Source organism: Myxococcales bacterium, assembly GCA_016717005.1.
In the GTDB taxonomy this organism is placed as follows: Bacteria; Myxococcota_A; Polyangia; order Haliangiales; family Haliangiaceae; genus UBA2376.
Window position 1 is genome coordinate 307,545 of sequence record JADJUF010000014.1, and the last position, 16,614, is coordinate 324,158.

Below are 16,614 nucleotides of genomic sequence, written 5' to 3' on the forward strand. Positions count from 1 at the left end.
GCCGCCTCGGTGGCGCACCACGCAGATGTAGCTCAGCGGTAGAGCACGATAAAACCCGTCTCACGCCCCTCGCCCGCGGTCCGCCGCGGGCCGCAGCGGGATGGTTATAGCCTTCCAAGCTCGTGGCCGCCGGTTCGAATCCGGCCATCTGCTCGATTCCAGGGGTGTAGTTCCAGCAGCCAGAACGCGTGGTCCGGGACCACGAGGCCGTCGGTGCAATTCCGACCACCCCTACAACGCGCCAACCGCCGCCCGCGGGCCGAGCCACCGGTCCGGCTCGCGGGTGGACGGCGCGCCTGTCCCGCCTGTAGCTCAACAGCAGAGCACTCGGCCGATAACCGAGCGACGGAGGTGCGATTCCTCCCAGGCGGACCGTGATCGATGCCGAAGTCGTCGAGGCGCGAGGCCGTGAACCTCGTCTCCAGCGGGTGCGAGTCCCGTCGATCACTCCCGGGGTGTATTTCAATAGAAGATTGCGCGGTTCGGGACCGCGTGGCTGCAGGTGCAAGTCCTGCCACCCCGACTCCCCTGGCCCACCAACCGGATCGGCGCCTCGTTGCGTCCTTCGCCCCAGCGCGCCGGCCCCCCGGCACGCCTGGGCCGCTGGAGGAGGCTCAACGAGCGCGCGGTTCGGGATCGCGAGTGCATGGCGATCCGGTTGGTGGTGCCCCAGGCCCTTTTCGTCCTCGTAGACCAACGGCAGGAGTCACCGGGCTCAGAATCCGGGCAGTGTGAGTTCGAATCTCACCGAGGACACGTTTTGCCTTCGTAGACCAACCGGCAGAGTCGGCGAGCTCAAGCCTCGTCCCGTGCGGGTTCGAATCCCGCCGAAGGCACGGTCACGATCACGTTTGTCATGCCGCCGTAGACCAACTGGCAGAGTCGATGGCTCGAGAAGTCATACCGTGGAGGTTCGAATCCTCTCGGCGGCACGAACTTGCCCACACGACGTGGGCCGATGGCGCGCGGCGGCCGGACCGCGCGTGATCTCAGCGCACCCGGTGAAAGGAAACGATCCGCACATGAGTCAGGTGGCGACGCGAACTCTGCTCCTGTCGCAGGGCTTCGAGCCGATCAAGGTCATCTCGTGGCAGCGCGCCCTCACGCTGCTCACCCTCGGCAAGGTCGAGGTCATCGAGGAGTACGACGCCGAGGTCAAGACGGTGTCGTTCGTCATCAAGGCCCCGGCGGTCGTGCGCCTCCTGCGCGCGTTCCGGCGGCACGCCAAGCCGGTGAAGTTCTCGCGCGTGAACATCTACGCGCGTGACGGCTACCGCTGCCAGTACTGCGGCGTGCGCTGCACGCTGGCCGAGCTCACCTACGACCACGTGATCCCGCGCGCCCGTGGCGGCCGCACCACGTGGGAGAACATCGTCACCTGCTGCTACCCGTGCAACGGCGCCAAGGGCAACCGGACGCCGCGGGAGGCCGGCCTCGAGCTGCGCAAGCAGCCGGCCCGGCCGACCTGGGTGCCGGCGGTGACGATCCGGGTGAGCACGCGCTCGGTGCCCGAGGCCTGGCGCGACTACCTGTACTGGACCGGCGAGATCGACGCCGATCCGGCGGCGGCGTGACCTGCCGCCGGTGGGACGAGCTGCGGCCGGGTCGGCGGTTGATGCACCGCCGACCGCGACCGCCCAGCGGGGGCCACGCCCCGCTGGATGACTGGAGGGACCAGCCGAGGTGGCGCCGGCACCGGTTTCGAAAACAGGTTGTCACCGAGAGGTGACGTGGGGGTTCGACTCCCCCTCCCTTCGCTGACCGAGGCGACACGACGAGACGAGACGACGACGATGACGACGACGACCCGACCGCGGGGCCACGCCCGCGGTCGATCTGGAGGGACAAGCCGATGTGGCGACGGCGCCGGTCTGGAAGGCCGCGTGAGCACCGCGAGGTGTCTTGGGGGTTCGACTCCCTCTCCCTTCGCTGACCGCGACGAGACGCGACCGCGGGGCCCACGCCCGCGGTCACCTGGAGGGACCAGCCGAGGTGGCGACGGCACCGGCCTTGAAAGCCGCGCGAGCACCGAAGGGTGCCTTGGGGGTTCGACTCCCTCTCCCTTCGCCGACCGAGGCGAGACACGACCGCGACGAGACACGACCGCGACGAGACACGACCGCGGGCGCCGCGCCCACGGTCACCTGGAGGGGCAAGCCGACGTGGCGACGGTGCCGGCCTCGAAGACCGTGTGAGCACCGAAGGGTGCCTTGGGGGTTCGACTCCCCCTCCCTCCGCCCGCCCGCCCGCCACTGCAACGATCTGGAAGGAGTCCGACTGGACGAGGACCACAGCCGCTACCTGTGTGCGCCGTAACACGCGTTGGGGGTTCGAGTCCCCCTCCTTCCGCGATGGAGTCGTAGCTCAAGAGCAGAGTGCCGGTCCGACATGCCGGCGATGAAGGTGCGATTCCTTCCGACTTCACGATTGCGCGCTTGATCGGCGTCGGCCGGTCGACGATCTCGGGGCTGTAGTTCAACAGGCAGAATGCTGGCTCGGCATGTCAGCGACGAGGGTGCGACTCCCTCCAGCTCCACGTGTGTTGCGTCGTTGTCTCTCGGAGCGATCGGCTCGCCGATCGCGCTGCCCCTGGAGGCGTCTGGTGACGCCGGCTCGCTGTCTACGAGCGCGAGACGGGTTCGATTCCCGTCTGGGGCGCCACGCACACTCTGGTCCTGGAAACGTCTGGCGACGTTGGCTCACTGTCTCTGAGCTTCAGGCGGGTTCGATCCCCGTCAGGACCGCGCGCGACCGACATGGTCCTGGAAATGTCTGGCGACGTTGGCTCACTGTCTATGAGCTTCAGGCGGGTTCGATTCCCGTCAGGACCGCGACCGAAATCTATCGGGCTCGTCTTTTCCAAAGGCAGGATGCTGTCCTCGCACGGCAGCGATGGGGGTTCGAGTCCCCCCGAGTCCACGCTCCCGAACCACGCGTCCGTGGCCGAACAGCGAGGCATGCGATTGCAACCCGCAACAACCCGGTGCGACTCCGGGCGGACGCTCGAAACGACGGGATCAGTCACCTGGAGGTGAGGTCGCCCCCACACGGCGGTCGTGGAGAGTTCGATTCTCTCGGTCCCGACGACTTGTGACGTTGACTCTTGAAGCAGTGCTCGCCCATCCGGTGTTCCCGGCCGGACACGCTCCCCTGGTACGGGAGAGAGGAGGGTTCGACTCCCTCGATGGGCTCCACGCGCCCCCGCGCACGGATGCGACCCGGGTCTCCGAAGCCTGGTCTGGTGGTTCGATTCCACCCGGTGGCACCACGCCACGCCCCTACGCCCACGTCGTCCAGCGGTCAGGACGCCGGCTTTTCACCCCGGGGAGACGGGTTCGACTCCCGTCGTGGGTACCACCGGCGCGCCCGCCCTGCGCGCGGCGCGGCCGTGACGGCTGCGCGCTATCACTCGCCGCGGAGCGCGTCGAGGCCCTGCTGGAACTCCTCGAGGTCGGCGCGCTGCCGCTCCCAGCTGGCGATCAGCGCGGCGATCGCCGCGTCGGACGGACGGAACTGGAGGCGGCCGATCGTGACCACGAGCGCCGCGTCGTCGAGCGCGGCGCGGACCTCGGGGTGCAGGTCGTCGGGCAGCGCCAGCGGCCGCGGATCGGCGAGCGCGGCGGCCTCGGGCAAGAGCGCGTCGCCGTGGGCGCGCACGGTCGCCATGGCCAGCACTGGATCGACCTCGGGCGCGAGCAGCGCCGCGACCCCGGGCCGGATGAACCGCCGCAGCGCGGGCGCGCGCAGGTCGACCTCGCCGGCGGCGAGCACCAGCAGCTTGGCCGGGGCCGCGGCGCCGAGCGCGACCGGATCGGCGTGGACCAGGCGGAACGACTCGGCGTGGTCCTCGACCGGATCGAACGCCGCGTAGCCCGTGGCGAGGCCCGCGCCCCCGGGCCGGTAGCTGGTCCCGGCGCCCCGGGGCAAGCCCAGCACCAGGCGCGAGGCCACGATGGCCTGCTCGCCGCTGAAGGACCCGCCGACGTAGCCGTCGGCCCGCGTGTCGTCGTCCTCGGTCCACCCGGTCAGCGACGCCCAGGCCGCGACCCGCACCGACTCCAGCGCATCGCGCAGCAGCACGGCGTGGCCCAGCTCGTGGATCAGCAGATCGGGCAGCGCGACGTCGCCGCCGAGCAGCACCGCCGGGCCGCGCCGCACGATCGCGTCGAGCACCAGCGGCGAGCCCTCGGGCACCACCGCCGGCAGCGTGACGCCGGGCAGCGCTCGAACCCGGGCCACCAGCGCGGCCCAGTCGGCCAGCCCGAGCCCGTCGAGGTAGGTCCGCAGCGCCGCGGGCGAGGGGGGGCCCGAGCGCCAGCGCGGTCCGGCGAAGGTCGCGTCGACGACGTGCAGCTCGTGGCGACCGACCCGGTAGTACGCGAGCGCGGCGTCGCTCATCAGCGCCGCCGCCAGATCGGGGCACTGATCGGCGCACGGGCCGCGCGCGTCGCGCACGATCACCAGCGCGCGGGCGACCGCGCGCGTGGCCGGGCCCAGCCGCGCCAGGGCGTCGCGCAGCGGCACGCAGATGCGCGGCTCGGGCGCGACGTCGATCGCGTCGGTCGCCAGCAGCTCGGCGGCGCAGCCCCGGTCGCGATCGTCGGGCGCGACCGCCGGGTGGGCGCGCCCGTGGCAGCCGAGCAGCGCCACCGCCACCGCCAGGCGCGCGGACCAGGACCAGCCGTGGACGGTCGACATCGTCGGGCGATGGTACCGCCCCGGATCGGCGCTGCCCAGCCGGGCCGGCCGCGCGACGATCGCCGCGCCCCCTGCATCTCGTGGCAAGCTGACCGTGGAGGCCGCATGGGCATCTTCGGCGCGACCCAGCTCCGCTACGACATGTTCGATCTCGCGCGCTCGGCCGAGGAGGCCCGCCGCCTGCACAAGTGCGCCTCGATCTACCACCGCGGCCAGGAGGCGGCGTGGGACGGACGCGCGGTGCTGGCCGAGCTCGTCGCGCGCCACGGCGGCGTCCAGGTCGAGCCCGCGGCCCGGGCCGCGCTCGAGCGGGTGTTCGCGATCATCCTGTGGGGCGAGCTGGCGGCGTGGAAGATCTCCGCGCAGCTCGCGGATCGGCTGGTGCCGCTCGAGGCCAAGCTGGCCGCGACCAGCCAGGCGTTCGACGAGGCCCGGCACTTCTACGTGATGCACGACTACCTGACGGCGCTGGGCTACCAGCCGGGGCCGCTGCCGCGCGCGCCCCAGGCGCTGCTCGAGCTGGTGCTGGGCACCGACGAGCTGGCCGAGAAGCTGATGGGCATGCAGCTCATGATCGAGACGATGGCGCTGGCGCTGTTCCAGGCGGTGCGCGAGCGGGCGATCGAGCCGGTGCTGACCGAGCTGCTCCGCTACTTCGAGCGCGACGAGGCCCGCCACGTCGGCCTCGGCATGCAGTACGTGCCCAGCCTGGTCGCCGAGATGTCGCGCCCGCGCCTGCTGCGGCTGGGCACGTTCCAGGTCCGCCTGATGTTCCTGGCGCTCTCCGAGCTGCGGGTGATGGCGCCCGATCTCGCCACGCTCGGGCTCGACCCGCGGGTGCTGATCGAGAGCACGCGCGCCAAGCAGCTCGCCGCGCTCGGGGTCGCCTACGGCGCCGCGGGCATCACGCTCGATCGCAACCGCAACCCGGCGGCGATGGCGCTCAACGCCGCGGTCGAGCTGTGGTTCCCCGAGACGCCGACGGCGCTGCCGACGCGCGCGCGCCGGGCCTGGAGCGCGTTCTGGCAGGTCCGGCGACCGGGCTCGGTGGCCAGCGCGTTCGCGGCCCACGAGCACACGATCACCACCGCGCGCGGCACGCTCGCTCCCGACGAGCCCAGCTGATCCACGCGTGGCAGCGATCGAGCCCCGCGGTTCAGTTGCCGCGCGGGGCGACGACGGCGTTGACCGCGCCCGCGACGACCTGGGCCATGTCGCGCGTGGTCGTGCGGGCGGCGCCGGCCGAGGTGCCGACGATCCGCTCGACGCTGGCGAGCAGGTCGGCGGCCGCGGCGTCGACGCGCTGGGTCACGCGCCGCGCGACCGCGAAGCCGCTCTTGACCAGCGCCTCGCCGGCGTCGAGCACCGTGATCGCGCTCCGGGCCAGCTCGGTGCGGACGTCGCCGGTCACGCCGAGCGCCGCGGTGGCCGCGAGCTCGCCGCTGTCGACGACCAGCGTCGCGACCGCGGGCACGAAGCCGCGCGGCGCATCGACGACGTCGGTGGTGGTGGTGGTGGTGACGGAGCGCTTGCTGTCTTTGGTTTCGGTGGTCATGACGCACAGTGTCAACACTGACCGCGAGTCAGGCCATGTCCGGAACGTGAACAATACGCCTCAGGAACTGACGCGTATTCGACGACGCCAGTGAACTGGCGACGTTACCGCCGAGCCGGATTCGCGGCGGGATCGCGGCGGGGGCGCGGGATCGCGGTCACGACCCGAGGGCGGCGCGGACCGACGCCACCGCTTGCTCGTCGGTGGGAAAGCCGCCGGTCGCCTGCTTGTCGTAGACGACCGCGCCGTCGACGCGGATCGTGAACTCGCCGCGGCCGCCGCGGACGAGCGTCGCGTCGACATCGAGGTGGCGCTTGAGCTGGGCGGCCGCACGGGTCGCCTTGGCCTGGTAGCCTCACATCGAGCAGTAGTGGATCTCGATCGTCATCGGCTCGACCGTAGCGCCACCCCGCGCTCCCAGCAAGACGACGAGCGTCACCCCAGCGACAGCGCGCGCCGCACCCACGCGGTCTCGAGCGCCTCGAACAGCACGTCGTCCCAGGCCGCCGCCGGCCAGCGGTACGCCGACGCGAACGACAGCCAGCACGCCGGGCCGGACCGGCCGCCGCACACCGCGCCGCCGCCGTCGCCGCCGCGGAACCCCAGCGGCGCCGCCACGACCTCGACCTGGTAGGGATCGTCGAGGAGGTGGACGCCGAACGCGCTCGGCACGTGGTGGCCGACGAAGTGGGTCGCGCGCGGGCGCGGCACGCCGTCGGGCCAGGCGTCGCCCCACCGGAACAACGTGGTGGTGCCGCCGCGGGCCGCGTGCTCCCACTCGTCGTCGGTCGGCAGCCGGAAGCCCTCGGCCGCCACGCGCTCGGCGATCTCGGCCAGCGGATCGTCGCCGAGGTCGTCGACCCAGCCGCCGATCGCGCGCGGCGTCACCTCGAGCAGGAACGGCGCCAGCGTCACGACCCGGGTCGGGGACAGCGACGCGACCAGCTCGTCCGCGAACCGGCCGCCGTCGGCGTCCGCCGCGATGCGTTGCGCCTCGGTCAGGCCGTCGGGGCGCGACCGATCCCAGCCCAGCGCGATCGTGCCGCCCGGGATCAGCGCCAGGTGGACGCCGCCCACGTCGATCAGCGCGACCCGGTGGACCTGGTCGCCCTGGGCGTCGTCCTCGAGCGCGACCAGCGTGCCGCCGACGTGCGCCGCGACCTCGGCGGCGATGATCCGGCGGCGGTGGTCGTCGGTGCGGTCCCAGCTGGCGAGCGACAACGCGGCCTGATCGAGTGTGGCCATGGCCGGGCGATCCTACCGCGTCGGCCCGCGCGCCGGCAGGGCTCGGGCCGCCGCCCCCCGCGGTGAAGCGCCGCGCCGGCCGGGACCCCGACCGCGCGGAAGGGAGTACCGTCTGCCCATGGCCCGCAAGGAAGACGCGCTCGAGTATCACAGCCGCGGTCGCCGCGGAAAGATCGAGGTCGTGCCCTCGAAGCCCCTGGTGAGCCAGGGCGACCTGTCGCTGGCGTACACGCCCGGCGTCGCCGAGCCGTGCCTCGCGATCGCCGCCGACCCCGACGCGTCGTGGGAGTACACCGCGCGCGGCAACCTGGTCGCGGTGATCTCCAACGGCACCGCCGTGCTCGGGCTCGGCGACATCGGCCCCGCCGCCGGCAAGCCGGTGATGGAGGGCAAGGCCTGCCTGTTCAAGAAGTTCGCCGACATCGACGTGTTCGATCTCGAGATCGCCGAGAAGGACGTCGATCGCCTGGTCGACATCATCGCCTCGCTCGAGCCGACCTTCGGCGGCATCAACCTCGAGGACATCAGCGCCCCGGCCTGCTTCGACGTCGAGGAGAAGCTGCGCGCGCGCCTGTCGATCCCGGTGTTCCACGACGATCAGCACGGCACCGCGATCATCTCGGGCGCGGGGTTGCTCAACGCCGCCGAGCTGGCTGGCAAGGAGCTGGCCGACCTGCGGGTGGTGGTGTCGGGCGCGGGCGCCGCGGCGATCGCGTGCGTCGAGTTCTTCGTGTCGCTCGGGGTCACCGCCGCCAACGTCGTGCTGGTCGACTCGCACGGCGTGATCCACGCCGGCCGCGACGACCTCAACCGCCACAAGTCGAAGTTCGCGCGGCCCGACGACGGCCGACGCACGCTGGCCGACGCGCTGGTCGACGCCGACATGTTCCTGGGCCTGTCGGTGGCGAACCTGGTGACGCCGGCGATGGTGCAGTCGATGGCCGCGCGCCCGATCATCTTCGCGATGGCCAACCCCGATCCCGAGATCGGCTACCCCGAGGCGGTGGCGGCCCGCCCCGACGCGCTGGTCGCCACCGGCCGCTCGGACTACCCGAACCAGGTCAACAACGTGCTCGGATTCCCGTACATCTTCCGCGGCGCGCTCGACGTGCGCGCGCGCTCGGTCAGCGAGCCGATGAAGGTCGCGGCGGCGCGGGCGCTGGCGGCGCTGACCAAGGCGCCGGTGCCGGAGTCGGTGGTCGCGGCCTACGGCGGCAAGACCCTGAAGTTCGGCCCCGAGTACTTCATCCCCAAGCCGTTCGATCCGCGGGTGCTGTGGTGGGTGGCGCCGGCCGTGGCCGAGGCGGCGATGGCGTCGGGCGTGGCCCGCCTCACCGTCGACGTCGCCGAGTACCGCGACAAGCTCATGCGGCGCTCGTCCAACGCCGCGTTCTCGATCATGCGCTCGATGAACCGGACCGCGCGCCGCGATCCGCGCCGGATCGTGTTCCCCGAGGCCGGCAACCTGCGGGTGCTGCGCGCGGTCCAGCAGATCCTCGACGAGGAGATCGCGCGGCCGGTGCTGCTCGGGCGCGCCGGAGAGATCGAGGCGCTGTGCGCCGAGGCGTCGCTCGACATCCTCGATCGCGTGACGCTGATCGATCCCAACGCGCCCGAGCACGTCGCCGACGCCGACCGCTACGCGCAGCGGCTGACCGAGCTGCGCGGCCGCAAGGGCGTGACCTTGCCCCAGGCCCGCAGCCTGCTGCGCCAGAGCAACTACTACGGCGTGATGATGCTCGACGCCGGCGACGTCGAGGGCCTCGTCGGCGGCTTCAAGCGCAGCTACCCCGACAGCGTGCGACCGGCGCTGCAGGTCCTGGGGCTGGCGCCCGGCGCCGAGGTCGCGGTCGGCATGTACATGATGATCCTGCAGAACTCGGTGAAGTTCTTCGGCGACACCGTCTTCAACATCGATCCCACCGCCGAGCAGCTGGCCGACATCACCGTGCAGATGGCCGACGCGGTGGCCGGCTTCGGCGTCACGCCCCGGATCGCGATGATCTCGTACTCGAGCTTCGGCTCGGTCCGGCATCCGGACGTCACCCGGGTGCAGCAGGCGCTGGCGATCGCGCGCCGACGCCGGCCCCACCTCGAGATCGACGGCGAGATGCAGCCCGAGATGGCGCTCGACGAGGCCCGCCGGGCCGAGACCTACCCGTTCTCGACGTTGACCCGCAACGCCAACACGCTCGTGTTCGACCGCCTCGCGGCCGGCAACGCCGCCTACCAGGTGCTCGAGTGCCTCGGCGGCGCCGCCGCGGTCGGCCCGATCTTGCTGGGCGTGTCGAAGCCGGTGTCGCTGCTGCAGAACGAGAGCACCGTCGACGACATCGTCAACATGACCGCGTACACGGTCATGCGGGCGCAGACGGTCGAGCGCGACCGGGCCGCCAAGGCGTGACCGGCGGCCGGCGTCACGCCTGCGCGCGGACCGACGACGCGCGCCGCCCGCGCTGATGCGGCCCCAGGCCGCCGCCCGCCCGAGCGGCCGTGCGCCCCCGCGCGTCAGGCCCGCTCGCGCACCGAGTACTCGAGCTTCCAGCGGCCGGCGCCGTCCCGGGCCTTGCACCACAGCTCGAGCGTGCCGACCTCGGTGACGGTGGCGGTCAGCGTGACCGGCACCAGCTCGCCGGCGTGGCGCTCGCCCGCCGCCTCGATCTCCTGCTCGACCGGATCGAGCTCGGCCAGCTCGGCGGCCTCGGGATCGACCAGCGCGCCGACCGGATCGTCCTTCCGGCTCGACGACGCGAAGAACCGAAACGTCGACGGCTCGCCGACCACCAGCCCGAGCTCGTCGTCGGGCAGGTCGGCGCTGGTGCCCTCCTCCATGCCGAACGGGGCCACGCACAGCGCCTTGACCGGCGGCGCGAACCCGGGGATGGCCGGGGCGGCGCCCTCGATGCCGATGTAGTACGAGCGCGCGGTGCCGCCGCGGATGCGCACGCCGCCGCCGCGCCGGACCGCGCCGTAGTGCGCGGCGCCGGTCGCCACCGCCAGATCCAGGTCGCCGCCGTCGAGCTCGCGCGGCGTGCGCCCGTACCACGCGCCGATCACCTCACGGACCCGGGTCCGGATCGCCGCCGCCTTCATGACGCCGCCGTTCCACAGCACCGCGGTCGGCGCGCTGTCGTGGCGATCGAGGAACTCGGCCAGGTGCTTGGTCACCGCCGGATCGGCGGCGTAGGCCAGGCCCAGCTCGCGCAGGCCGCCGGCGCGGCGCCGGGCCGGGCGGGCCTCGGCCGGCACCCGCGGGAAGAACCCGTCGATCAGCAGCGCCCGGGTCGCGTCGCGATCGAGATCGTGGCGGATCGTGCCGCCGATGAGCTTCGAGCCGCGGCCGACCAGCGCCACCGGCACGGTCGCCGGCGCGGCGTCGTCGAGCAGGTCCTCCTTGGCGCGGCGGCACGCGTGGACCAGCCCCCGGGCCTGCAGCCCGTCGAGCTTCTTGCCCTGCGCGGCCAGCGCCCGCTCGGCGGTGGCCGCCAGCGCCAGGTCCATGTTGTCGCCGCCGAGCAGGATGTGATCGCCGACCGCGACCCGCTCGAGCGCCAGCGCGCCGCCGTCGTCGGTGATCTCGATCAGCGTGAAGTCGGTGGTGCCGCCGCCGATGTCGCACACCAGGACCACGTCGCCGGGCACCAGCTTGCTGCGCCAGGCGTCGCCGCTCTGGGCCAGCCAGGCGTAGAACGCGGCCTGCGGCTCCTCGAGCAGGGTCACCCGCGGCAGCTGGGCCTCGCGCGCCGCGACCACGGTCAGCTCGCGCGCGACCGCGTCGAACGAGGCCGGCACGGTCAGCAGCACGTCTTGCTCGGCCAGCGGCGCGTCGGGGTGGGCCGCGTCCCAGACCTCGCGCAGGTGCGCCAGGTAGCGCGCCGACGCGGTGACCGGCGACACCCGCTCGCCGCCCTCGGGCAGGTCGCGATCGGCGCCGCGCCACGGCAGGATCGGCGCGGTGCGATCGACCCCGCCCGACGACAGCCACGACTTGGCGCTGGCGACGAGGCGGTGCGGCAGCTCGGCGCCGCGGCCCTGAGCGAACACGCCGACCGCCGAGGTCGCGTGCGGCGCCCACGGCAGGCTCATCGCCGCGGCCGCGACCTCGTGCTCGGTCGGCAGCAACAGGAACGATGGCAGGGTCGCGCGCGCCGCGACCTCGCCGGGGCCGACCACCTGCGGGATCGGCAGCGTCTGCACCGGCCCGGGCGCGGTCGTGTCGACGTAGGCCAGCGCGCAGTTCGTGGTGCCGAGATCGATCCCGACGACGAAGCGGCTCACGAGACCTCGACCTCGGCCGGGGCCACGATCGCGCGATCGACGCCGTCGGCGAGCGTGGGCAGCGCGGCCTTGGCGGCGCGCCAGCCGTGGTGACGCAGCGCGCCCGCGAACGGCGGCTCGCCCTTGGCCTCGCCGATGATGCGGACCTCGGCCGGATCGAAGCCCTTGGGCACGGTGACCTTGGCGTCGTCGGCGCCGGGCAGCACCGGCTCGAGCGTGAAGTACTGGTCGAGCACGCCCTTGCACCCGCGGTGGACGTCGCGCGCGGCGGCGCCGATGTCGGCGTCGGTGAAGCCGTCGAGCGGCTCGCGCAGGAAGTCGATCAGGCGGCCGTCGCGCTGCAGCAGCGCCAGGAGCGCCAGCGCGCCGTCGCGGTGGGCCGCGGCAGGATCGGCCTTGGGCTTGGCGGGCTCAGGCTTCGGCTTGGCCGGCTCGGTCGCCGGCTCGGGCTTCGACTTGGCCGGCTCGGGCTTGGCCGGCTCGGGCTTGGCCGGCTCGGGCTTCGCCTTCGCGGGCTCGCCGGCGGGCAGCCGCGCGAGCTCGGCGGGCAGGTAGTCCGCCACCGCAGGCGACAGCTTCTTGCCGAGAATCAATCGAAAAAAGGACGAAAACGCGAGGCCTATGCGGGACATGGATGCGATCTCCGGGCGTGGGTAAACCGCGATCCCTCCCAAGTCAAGCCTCGGAAAACTGAGACGAATCGCGGGTGAGGGCGTGACGGATGGCGCAGGGAATATTCACTCACTGCGCGAGATCAACCCGTTACCTGTGACGTGGGCCCCTGGCCCACACCTTGCTGACGCACTCCATCGCCAACCGTGCCGCGCAATCGCCTATCATCACCTTCCTCTTTGGAGTCCGCCATGCCCCACTGGCTCTGTCGAACCCTCGTGGCCGCGCTCGTCGCCACCTCGGCCTCGGCCTGCACCCTCTACTTCGGTGACGACCAAGGAGACGACTGCGTCTTCGAGGGCGCCTTCGATCCTGGGTCGGGCCTCCGCAACCCGCAGACCAACCAGTGCGAGTTCCAGGGTGGTGGCGGCGGCGGCTGTGGCGACATCGCCGCGCCGGCGTTCGACGCCGAGGCGGGTGCGCCGCTCGCGGTCGACTGGGCCGCGTGCTTCACGACGTGCGAGGGCCTCGGCGAGCAGCAGTGCTTCGCCGCGCCCGAGTGCCGCGCGACGTACACCCAGACCGATCCGTCGCAGGGCGGCTTCCGGTTCTTCTCGGGCTGCGTCGGCATCGCGCCGTCGGGCCCGGCCACGGGCGAGGCGTGCCAGGGCCTCGACGGCTACGGCTGCTCGCGCCACAACGACTGCGTCGCGGTCTACGGCGGCACCGACGTGCCCGACGACGGCTACAACGGCAGCGGCGTGTTCGTCTCGTGCGAGCCCGAGCCCGGCGGCCAGGGCTGCTTCTCGACCAACGACTGTCCGACCGGCTACACCTGCACCACCGAGCAGGGCGACTGCCAGCCGCCGCCCGGGTGCGATCCCTCGACCGGCATGGACTGCCCGGCGGTGTGCTTCGGCCAGTGCATCCCCGTCGGCGGGACCTGCGCGGCGATCGACTGCGGCCAGGGCTTCCACTGCGAGGAGACGTGCACCGGCATGGGCTCGGGCGCCGAGGCCGACTCGCCGATCGGCCCGGGCACCTGCACCGCGACGTGCGTCCCCGACCAGCAGATGTGTCCGATCGAGTGCCCGCCCGACAGCGTGTGCCTCGAGGTGTGCCCGCCGTGCAACTACCCGGGCGATCCGCAGTGCGGCGCGCCGTGCCACTTCGAGTGCCAGGCGCTGCCGCCGTCCACCTGCACCGGCTTCGACTGCGGCCCCGACGCGCACTGCGAGGAGCGCTGCTTCCCGTGCGACCCGCTGCCCGACGGCTCCGGCTGCGAGCAGCCGTTCTGCGAGCCGTTCTGCGTGCCGAACCCGCCCGGCCAGTGCGACACGACCACGTGCGCGCCCGGCTCGCACTGCGAGGTCCAGTGCAACCCGACCAACCCCAACGACCCGATGGGCGGCATGGACGCCTGCGTCGCGACCTGCGTCCCCGACCAGGGTCAGGGCTGCGCGGCGATCGACTGCGGGCCCGGCACGCACTGCATCGAGACCTGCGCGGCGCAGCCGTGCATGGATCCCGCCGGCTGCCCCGAGGTGTGCCGCGGCGAGTGCATCCCCGACGGGCCCGGCACCTGTGACGGCATCGTGCTGTGCGACAGCCTGCCGCCGGCGTGCCCGACCGGCACCCAGCCGGGCGTGGCCAACGGCTGCTGGAGCGGCTACTGCATCCCCGACAGCCAGTGCGGTGAGCCGCCGCCGGGACTGTGCGAGGAGGAGACCAGCGAGCTGGCGTGCCGCGCGCGGCCCGAGTGCACGCCGCTCTACACCGGCCTGTGCACGCCGAACCCCGACGGCACGTGGACCTGCACCGACACGGTGTTCACGCGGTGCGAGTCGCGGCTGATGCCGATGCCGGGGCCGGGACCGATGCCGTTCTGACGAGATACCTCTCCCGAGCGCGATGAGTGAGCGAGGCCCCCCGAGGGCCTCGCGGCATTTTCGGGGAGCGGGATTTCGGTTCCGGGTTCTGGTTCCGGTTCCGGGATCCGGTCGCCGAAGCGCGCGGGCGGGCGGCGCGCGGGTCCCGATCCCGACAGCGAGCCCGATCCCGATCCCGACAGCGAGCCCGATCCCGATCCCGACAGCGAGCCCGATCCCGATCCCGACAGCAAGCCCGATCCCGATCCCGACAGCGAGCCCGATCCCGATCCCGACAGCGAGCCCGATCCCGATCCCGACAGCGCGCCCGATCCCGACAGCGCGCCCGATCCCGATCCCGGCTCCGGTTCCGGCTCCGGTTCCGGCTCCGGCTCCGGTTCCGGTTCCGGGTTCCGGGTTCCGGGCTCGGGGAGGCGCCCTCGGGGCGCAAGTTGGCGCGGCCCATCGGTTCCAGGCTACGATCGAGGAGCGTGTCGGCACCGTCCCCCCACGACGCCCCTCCGGGCACCGCGCCGACGTCGGACGACCCGGCCGGCGACGAGCACGACGAGCACGACGAGCACGACGAGCACGACCACGACGACGCCGCGTCCGAGGGCGAGACCCGCGACTCGGCGACCCTGGTCGGCGGACCGGCGGCGCGGCGACGGATCGCGGTCGAGAGCGTCCACGACCACCCGACCCAGCAGCTGCCGGGCACGCGCGGGCTGCCCAGCACGCTCGACGGCGACTCGCGCCACACCACGGCGACCACGCCGCTCGCGGCGATGCAGGCCGAGGAGCTCGAGCGCACGCGCGCCTTCGCCAAGCTGGCCATCGCGATCGGCGTCGGCGCCGCGATCGCCGTGGCCAGCGCCGGCGGCGATCCGCTCGCGAAGCAGATCTTCGTGTCGTCGATCGCGGCGATGGCCGCCGCGATCTCCTACCTGCTCTACCGGCTCCGCGATCCGGCCAACTTCTCCACTCGGCTGGTGGTCGCCGCCGGCCTGTTCGGCTTCGTCGCGGTCCTCGGCGGCGTCCACTACTGGGGCATCGCGTCGCCGGCGTCGGCGGTGATGCTGTTCGGGATCTACTTCTTCGGCCTCGGCCAGCACCGCGGCAGCGCGCTGGCGCTGTACCTCGTCGGCGCGATCGGCCACGCGATCCTGTCGGTGCTGATCATCACCGGCGCCATCCCCGAGCTGTCGGTGGTCAAGACCCTGTCGATCCCGCTGCGCGAGCAGATCATCAGCCAGGTCACGATCCAGCTGCTCTACGGGTGCGCGTTCTACTTCGGCCGGCGCAGCCGCCGCGCCACGGTCGCGGCGGTCGAACAGCTCGATCGCGCGGTGCGCGCGGTGTCGATGCGCGAGGCGCTCCTCGCCGAGGTCCGGCAGGAGCTCGACCGCGCGCTCAAGGTCGGCGGCCCCGGCCGCTACACCGATCAAGCGGTCGGCTCGTACCGCCTGGGCACGCTGATCGGCCGGGGCGGCATGGGCGAGGTCTACGAGGCCGTCAGCGTCCACGACGGCCGCGAGGCCGCGGTCAAGCTGCTCCACCCGAGCACGCTCGCCGATCCCCAGGCCGTGGCGCGGTTCATCCGCGAGGCCGAGGTGACGGCGTGCCTCGAGAGCCCCAACCTCGTCGCGGTCTACGAGGTCGGCCTCACCAGCGGTGAGATCCCGTTCATCGCGATGGAGCGCCTGCGCGGCAAGGACCTCGCCCACCACCTGCGGCGGGTCCGCCGGCTGTCGCCGAGCCAGGCGGTCGAGCTGTCGCGGGAGCTCGGCCGTGGCCTCGCGGTCGCGCACGCGGCCGGCGTCGTCCACCGCGATCTCAAGCCCCACAACGTCTTCCTCGCCGAGAAGGACGGTCGCCACACCTGGAAGCTGCTCGACTTCGGCGTCTCGAAGCTGGCCAGCCGCGGCGGCACCCTCACCGCGGGGCACGTGATCGGGACGCCGGCGTACATGGCGCCCGAGCAGGCCCGCGGCGAGGACGTCGACGCGCGCGCCGACGGCTACGCGCTGGCCGCGATCGTCTACCGGTGCCTGACCGGACACCCGGCGTTCACCGGCAAGGACGTGCCGACGACGCTCTACGACGTCGTCTACAAGATGCCGACCCGACCGTCGCTGCTCGCGACCGAGCTGGGCGCCGACGTCGACCGGGTGCTGGCGGTCGGGCTGGCCAAGGACCGGGGCGCGCGCTTCGAGCACGCCGCCGCGTTCGCCGAGGCGCTGGCCACCGCGCTCGACGATCGGCTCGACGGCAAGCTGCGGGCCCGGGCCGACGCGCTGATCGCCGACCACGCCTGGGGCCGGCGGCTGTAGCCCGCGGTCGCGCGGACCGCGCACC

The 16,614-nt window shown here is 72.9% G+C and carries 10 protein-coding genes, 18 tRNA genes and 1 pseudogene; 23 read left to right on the plus strand and 6 right to left on the minus strand.

From position 1 onward, the window contains the following. Window positions 1-21: 21 nt before the first annotated feature. The 19 genes from IPL61_15400 to IPL61_15490 all read left to right on the plus strand — a co-directional run bounded on the left by IPL61_15400 (window position 22) and on the right by IPL61_15490 (window position 3,357). Window positions 22-153, plus strand: a tRNA-OTHER gene (locus IPL61_15400). A gap of 7 nt (window positions 154-160) precedes the next feature. Beyond that, window positions 161-234, plus strand: a tRNA-Pro gene (locus IPL61_15405). Window positions 235-301: 67 nt separating this feature from the next. Then, window positions 302-372, plus strand: a tRNA-Ile gene (locus tag IPL61_15410). Between the two features lie 79 nt (window positions 373-451). After that, window positions 452-523 (plus strand) — tRNA-Pro (locus tag IPL61_15415). Window positions 524-682: 159 nt separating this feature from the next. Beyond that, window positions 683-756, plus strand: a tRNA-Leu gene (locus tag IPL61_15420). 6 nt (window positions 757-762) lie between these two features. After that, window positions 763-836, plus strand: a tRNA-Leu gene (locus tag IPL61_15425). A 22-nt stretch (window positions 837-858) separates the two neighbouring features. Next, window positions 859-932 (plus strand) — tRNA-Leu (locus tag IPL61_15430). 99 nt (window positions 933-1,031) lie between these two features. Beyond that, window positions 1,032-1,574: an HNH endonuclease gene (locus tag IPL61_15435; GenBank protein ID MBK9032654.1), complete on the plus strand. Its 543-nt coding sequence runs from the start codon at window positions 1,032-1,034 to the stop codon at window positions 1,572-1,574. A 93-nt stretch (window positions 1,575-1,667) separates the two neighbouring features. Next, window positions 1,668-1,757: transfer RNA gene (locus IPL61_15440), tRNA-Ser, on the plus strand. 81 nt (window positions 1,758-1,838) lie between these two features. Then, window positions 1,839-1,929: transfer RNA gene (locus tag IPL61_15445), tRNA-Ser, on the plus strand. Between the two features lie 47 nt (window positions 1,930-1,976). Continuing rightward, window positions 1,977-2,067 (plus strand) — tRNA-Ser (locus tag IPL61_15450). 79 nt (window positions 2,068-2,146) lie between these two features. Then, a tRNA-Ser gene (locus tag IPL61_15455) sits at window positions 2,147-2,237 on the plus strand. Window positions 2,238-2,264: 27 nt separating this feature from the next. Beyond that, window positions 2,265-2,349 (plus strand) — tRNA-Ser (locus IPL61_15460). A gap of 4 nt (window positions 2,350-2,353) precedes the next feature. After that, window positions 2,354-2,424 (plus strand) — tRNA-Val (locus tag IPL61_15465). A 40-nt stretch (window positions 2,425-2,464) separates the two neighbouring features. After that, a tRNA-Ala gene (locus IPL61_15470) sits at window positions 2,465-2,536 on the plus strand. A 49-nt stretch (window positions 2,537-2,585) separates the two neighbouring features. Beyond that, window positions 2,586-2,661: transfer RNA gene (locus tag IPL61_15475), tRNA-Asp, on the plus strand. 185 nt (window positions 2,662-2,846) lie between these two features. Beyond that, window positions 2,847-2,919: transfer RNA gene (locus tag IPL61_15480), tRNA-Ala, on the plus strand. A gap of 198 nt (window positions 2,920-3,117) precedes the next feature. Beyond that, window positions 3,118-3,194: transfer RNA gene (locus IPL61_15485), tRNA-Thr, on the plus strand. An 88-nt stretch (window positions 3,195-3,282) separates the two neighbouring features. Next, a tRNA-Glu gene (locus IPL61_15490) sits at window positions 3,283-3,357 on the plus strand. A gap of 48 nt (window positions 3,358-3,405) precedes the next feature. On the opposite strand, the gene IPL61_15495 is transcribed toward IPL61_15490, so the two are convergent. Continuing rightward, on the minus strand, window positions 3,406-4,698 hold the full coding sequence (locus IPL61_15495) for a hypothetical protein (protein ID MBK9032655.1): 1,293 nt from the start codon (window positions 4,696-4,698) through the stop codon (window positions 3,406-3,408). Between the two features lie 105 nt (window positions 4,699-4,803). Here IPL61_15495 and IPL61_15500 point away from each other — a divergent pair, with 105 nt between their 5' ends. Continuing rightward, on the plus strand, window positions 4,804-5,823 hold the full coding sequence (locus tag IPL61_15500) for a ferritin-like domain-containing protein (protein MBK9032656.1): 1,020 nt from the start codon (window positions 4,804-4,806) through the stop codon (window positions 5,821-5,823). 31 nt (window positions 5,824-5,854) lie between these two features. On the opposite strand, the gene IPL61_15505 is transcribed toward IPL61_15500, so the two are convergent. The 3 genes and pseudogenes from IPL61_15505 to IPL61_15515 form a co-directional block, all read right to left on the minus strand. Further along, window positions 5,855-6,253, minus strand: coding sequence for a hypothetical protein (locus IPL61_15505; protein MBK9032657.1), 399 nt, complete (start codon window positions 6,251-6,253; stop codon window positions 5,855-5,857). A 157-nt stretch (window positions 6,254-6,410) separates the two neighbouring features. After that, window positions 6,411-6,572 (minus strand): annotated as a pseudogene (locus IPL61_15510) (Rdx family protein). 116 nt (window positions 6,573-6,688) lie between these two features. Then, entirely contained in the window at window positions 6,689-7,498 is an 810-nt protein-coding gene (locus IPL61_15515; protein ID MBK9032658.1) for an SUMF1/EgtB/PvdO family nonheme iron enzyme, read from the minus strand. A gap of 118 nt (window positions 7,499-7,616) precedes the next feature. On the opposite strand from IPL61_15515, the gene IPL61_15520 reads away from it, so the two are divergent. After that, window positions 7,617-9,902, plus strand: a complete 2,286-nt coding sequence (locus IPL61_15520; protein MBK9032659.1) for an NADP-dependent malic enzyme — start codon at window positions 7,617-7,619, stop codon at window positions 9,900-9,902. A 104-nt stretch (window positions 9,903-10,006) separates the two neighbouring features. On the opposite strand, the gene IPL61_15525 is transcribed toward IPL61_15520, so the two are convergent. Together IPL61_15525 and IPL61_15530 are read right to left on the minus strand one after the other, a co-directional pair. Next, window positions 10,007-11,776, minus strand: a complete 1,770-nt coding sequence (locus tag IPL61_15525) for an Hsp70 family protein (protein MBK9032660.1) — start codon at window positions 11,774-11,776, stop codon at window positions 10,007-10,009. Then, a complete protein-coding gene (locus IPL61_15530) occupies window positions 11,773-12,408 on the minus strand; it encodes a DUF2760 domain-containing protein (protein MBK9032661.1) in 636 nt (211 codons plus the stop codon). The genes IPL61_15525 and IPL61_15530 overlap by 4 nt, the downstream gene beginning before the upstream one ends. Before the next feature lie 231 nt (window positions 12,409-12,639). Between IPL61_15530 and IPL61_15535 the strand changes: the two genes are divergently transcribed. Further along, a complete protein-coding gene (locus IPL61_15535; protein ID MBK9032662.1) occupies window positions 12,640-14,277 on the plus strand; it encodes a hypothetical protein in 1,638 nt (545 codons plus the stop codon). Between the two features lie 470 nt (window positions 14,278-14,747). Beyond that, window positions 14,748-16,589: a serine/threonine protein kinase gene (locus IPL61_15540; GenBank protein ID MBK9032663.1), complete on the plus strand. Its 1,842-nt coding sequence runs from the start codon at window positions 14,748-14,750 to the stop codon at window positions 16,587-16,589. Window positions 16,590-16,614: the final 25 nt, after the last annotated feature.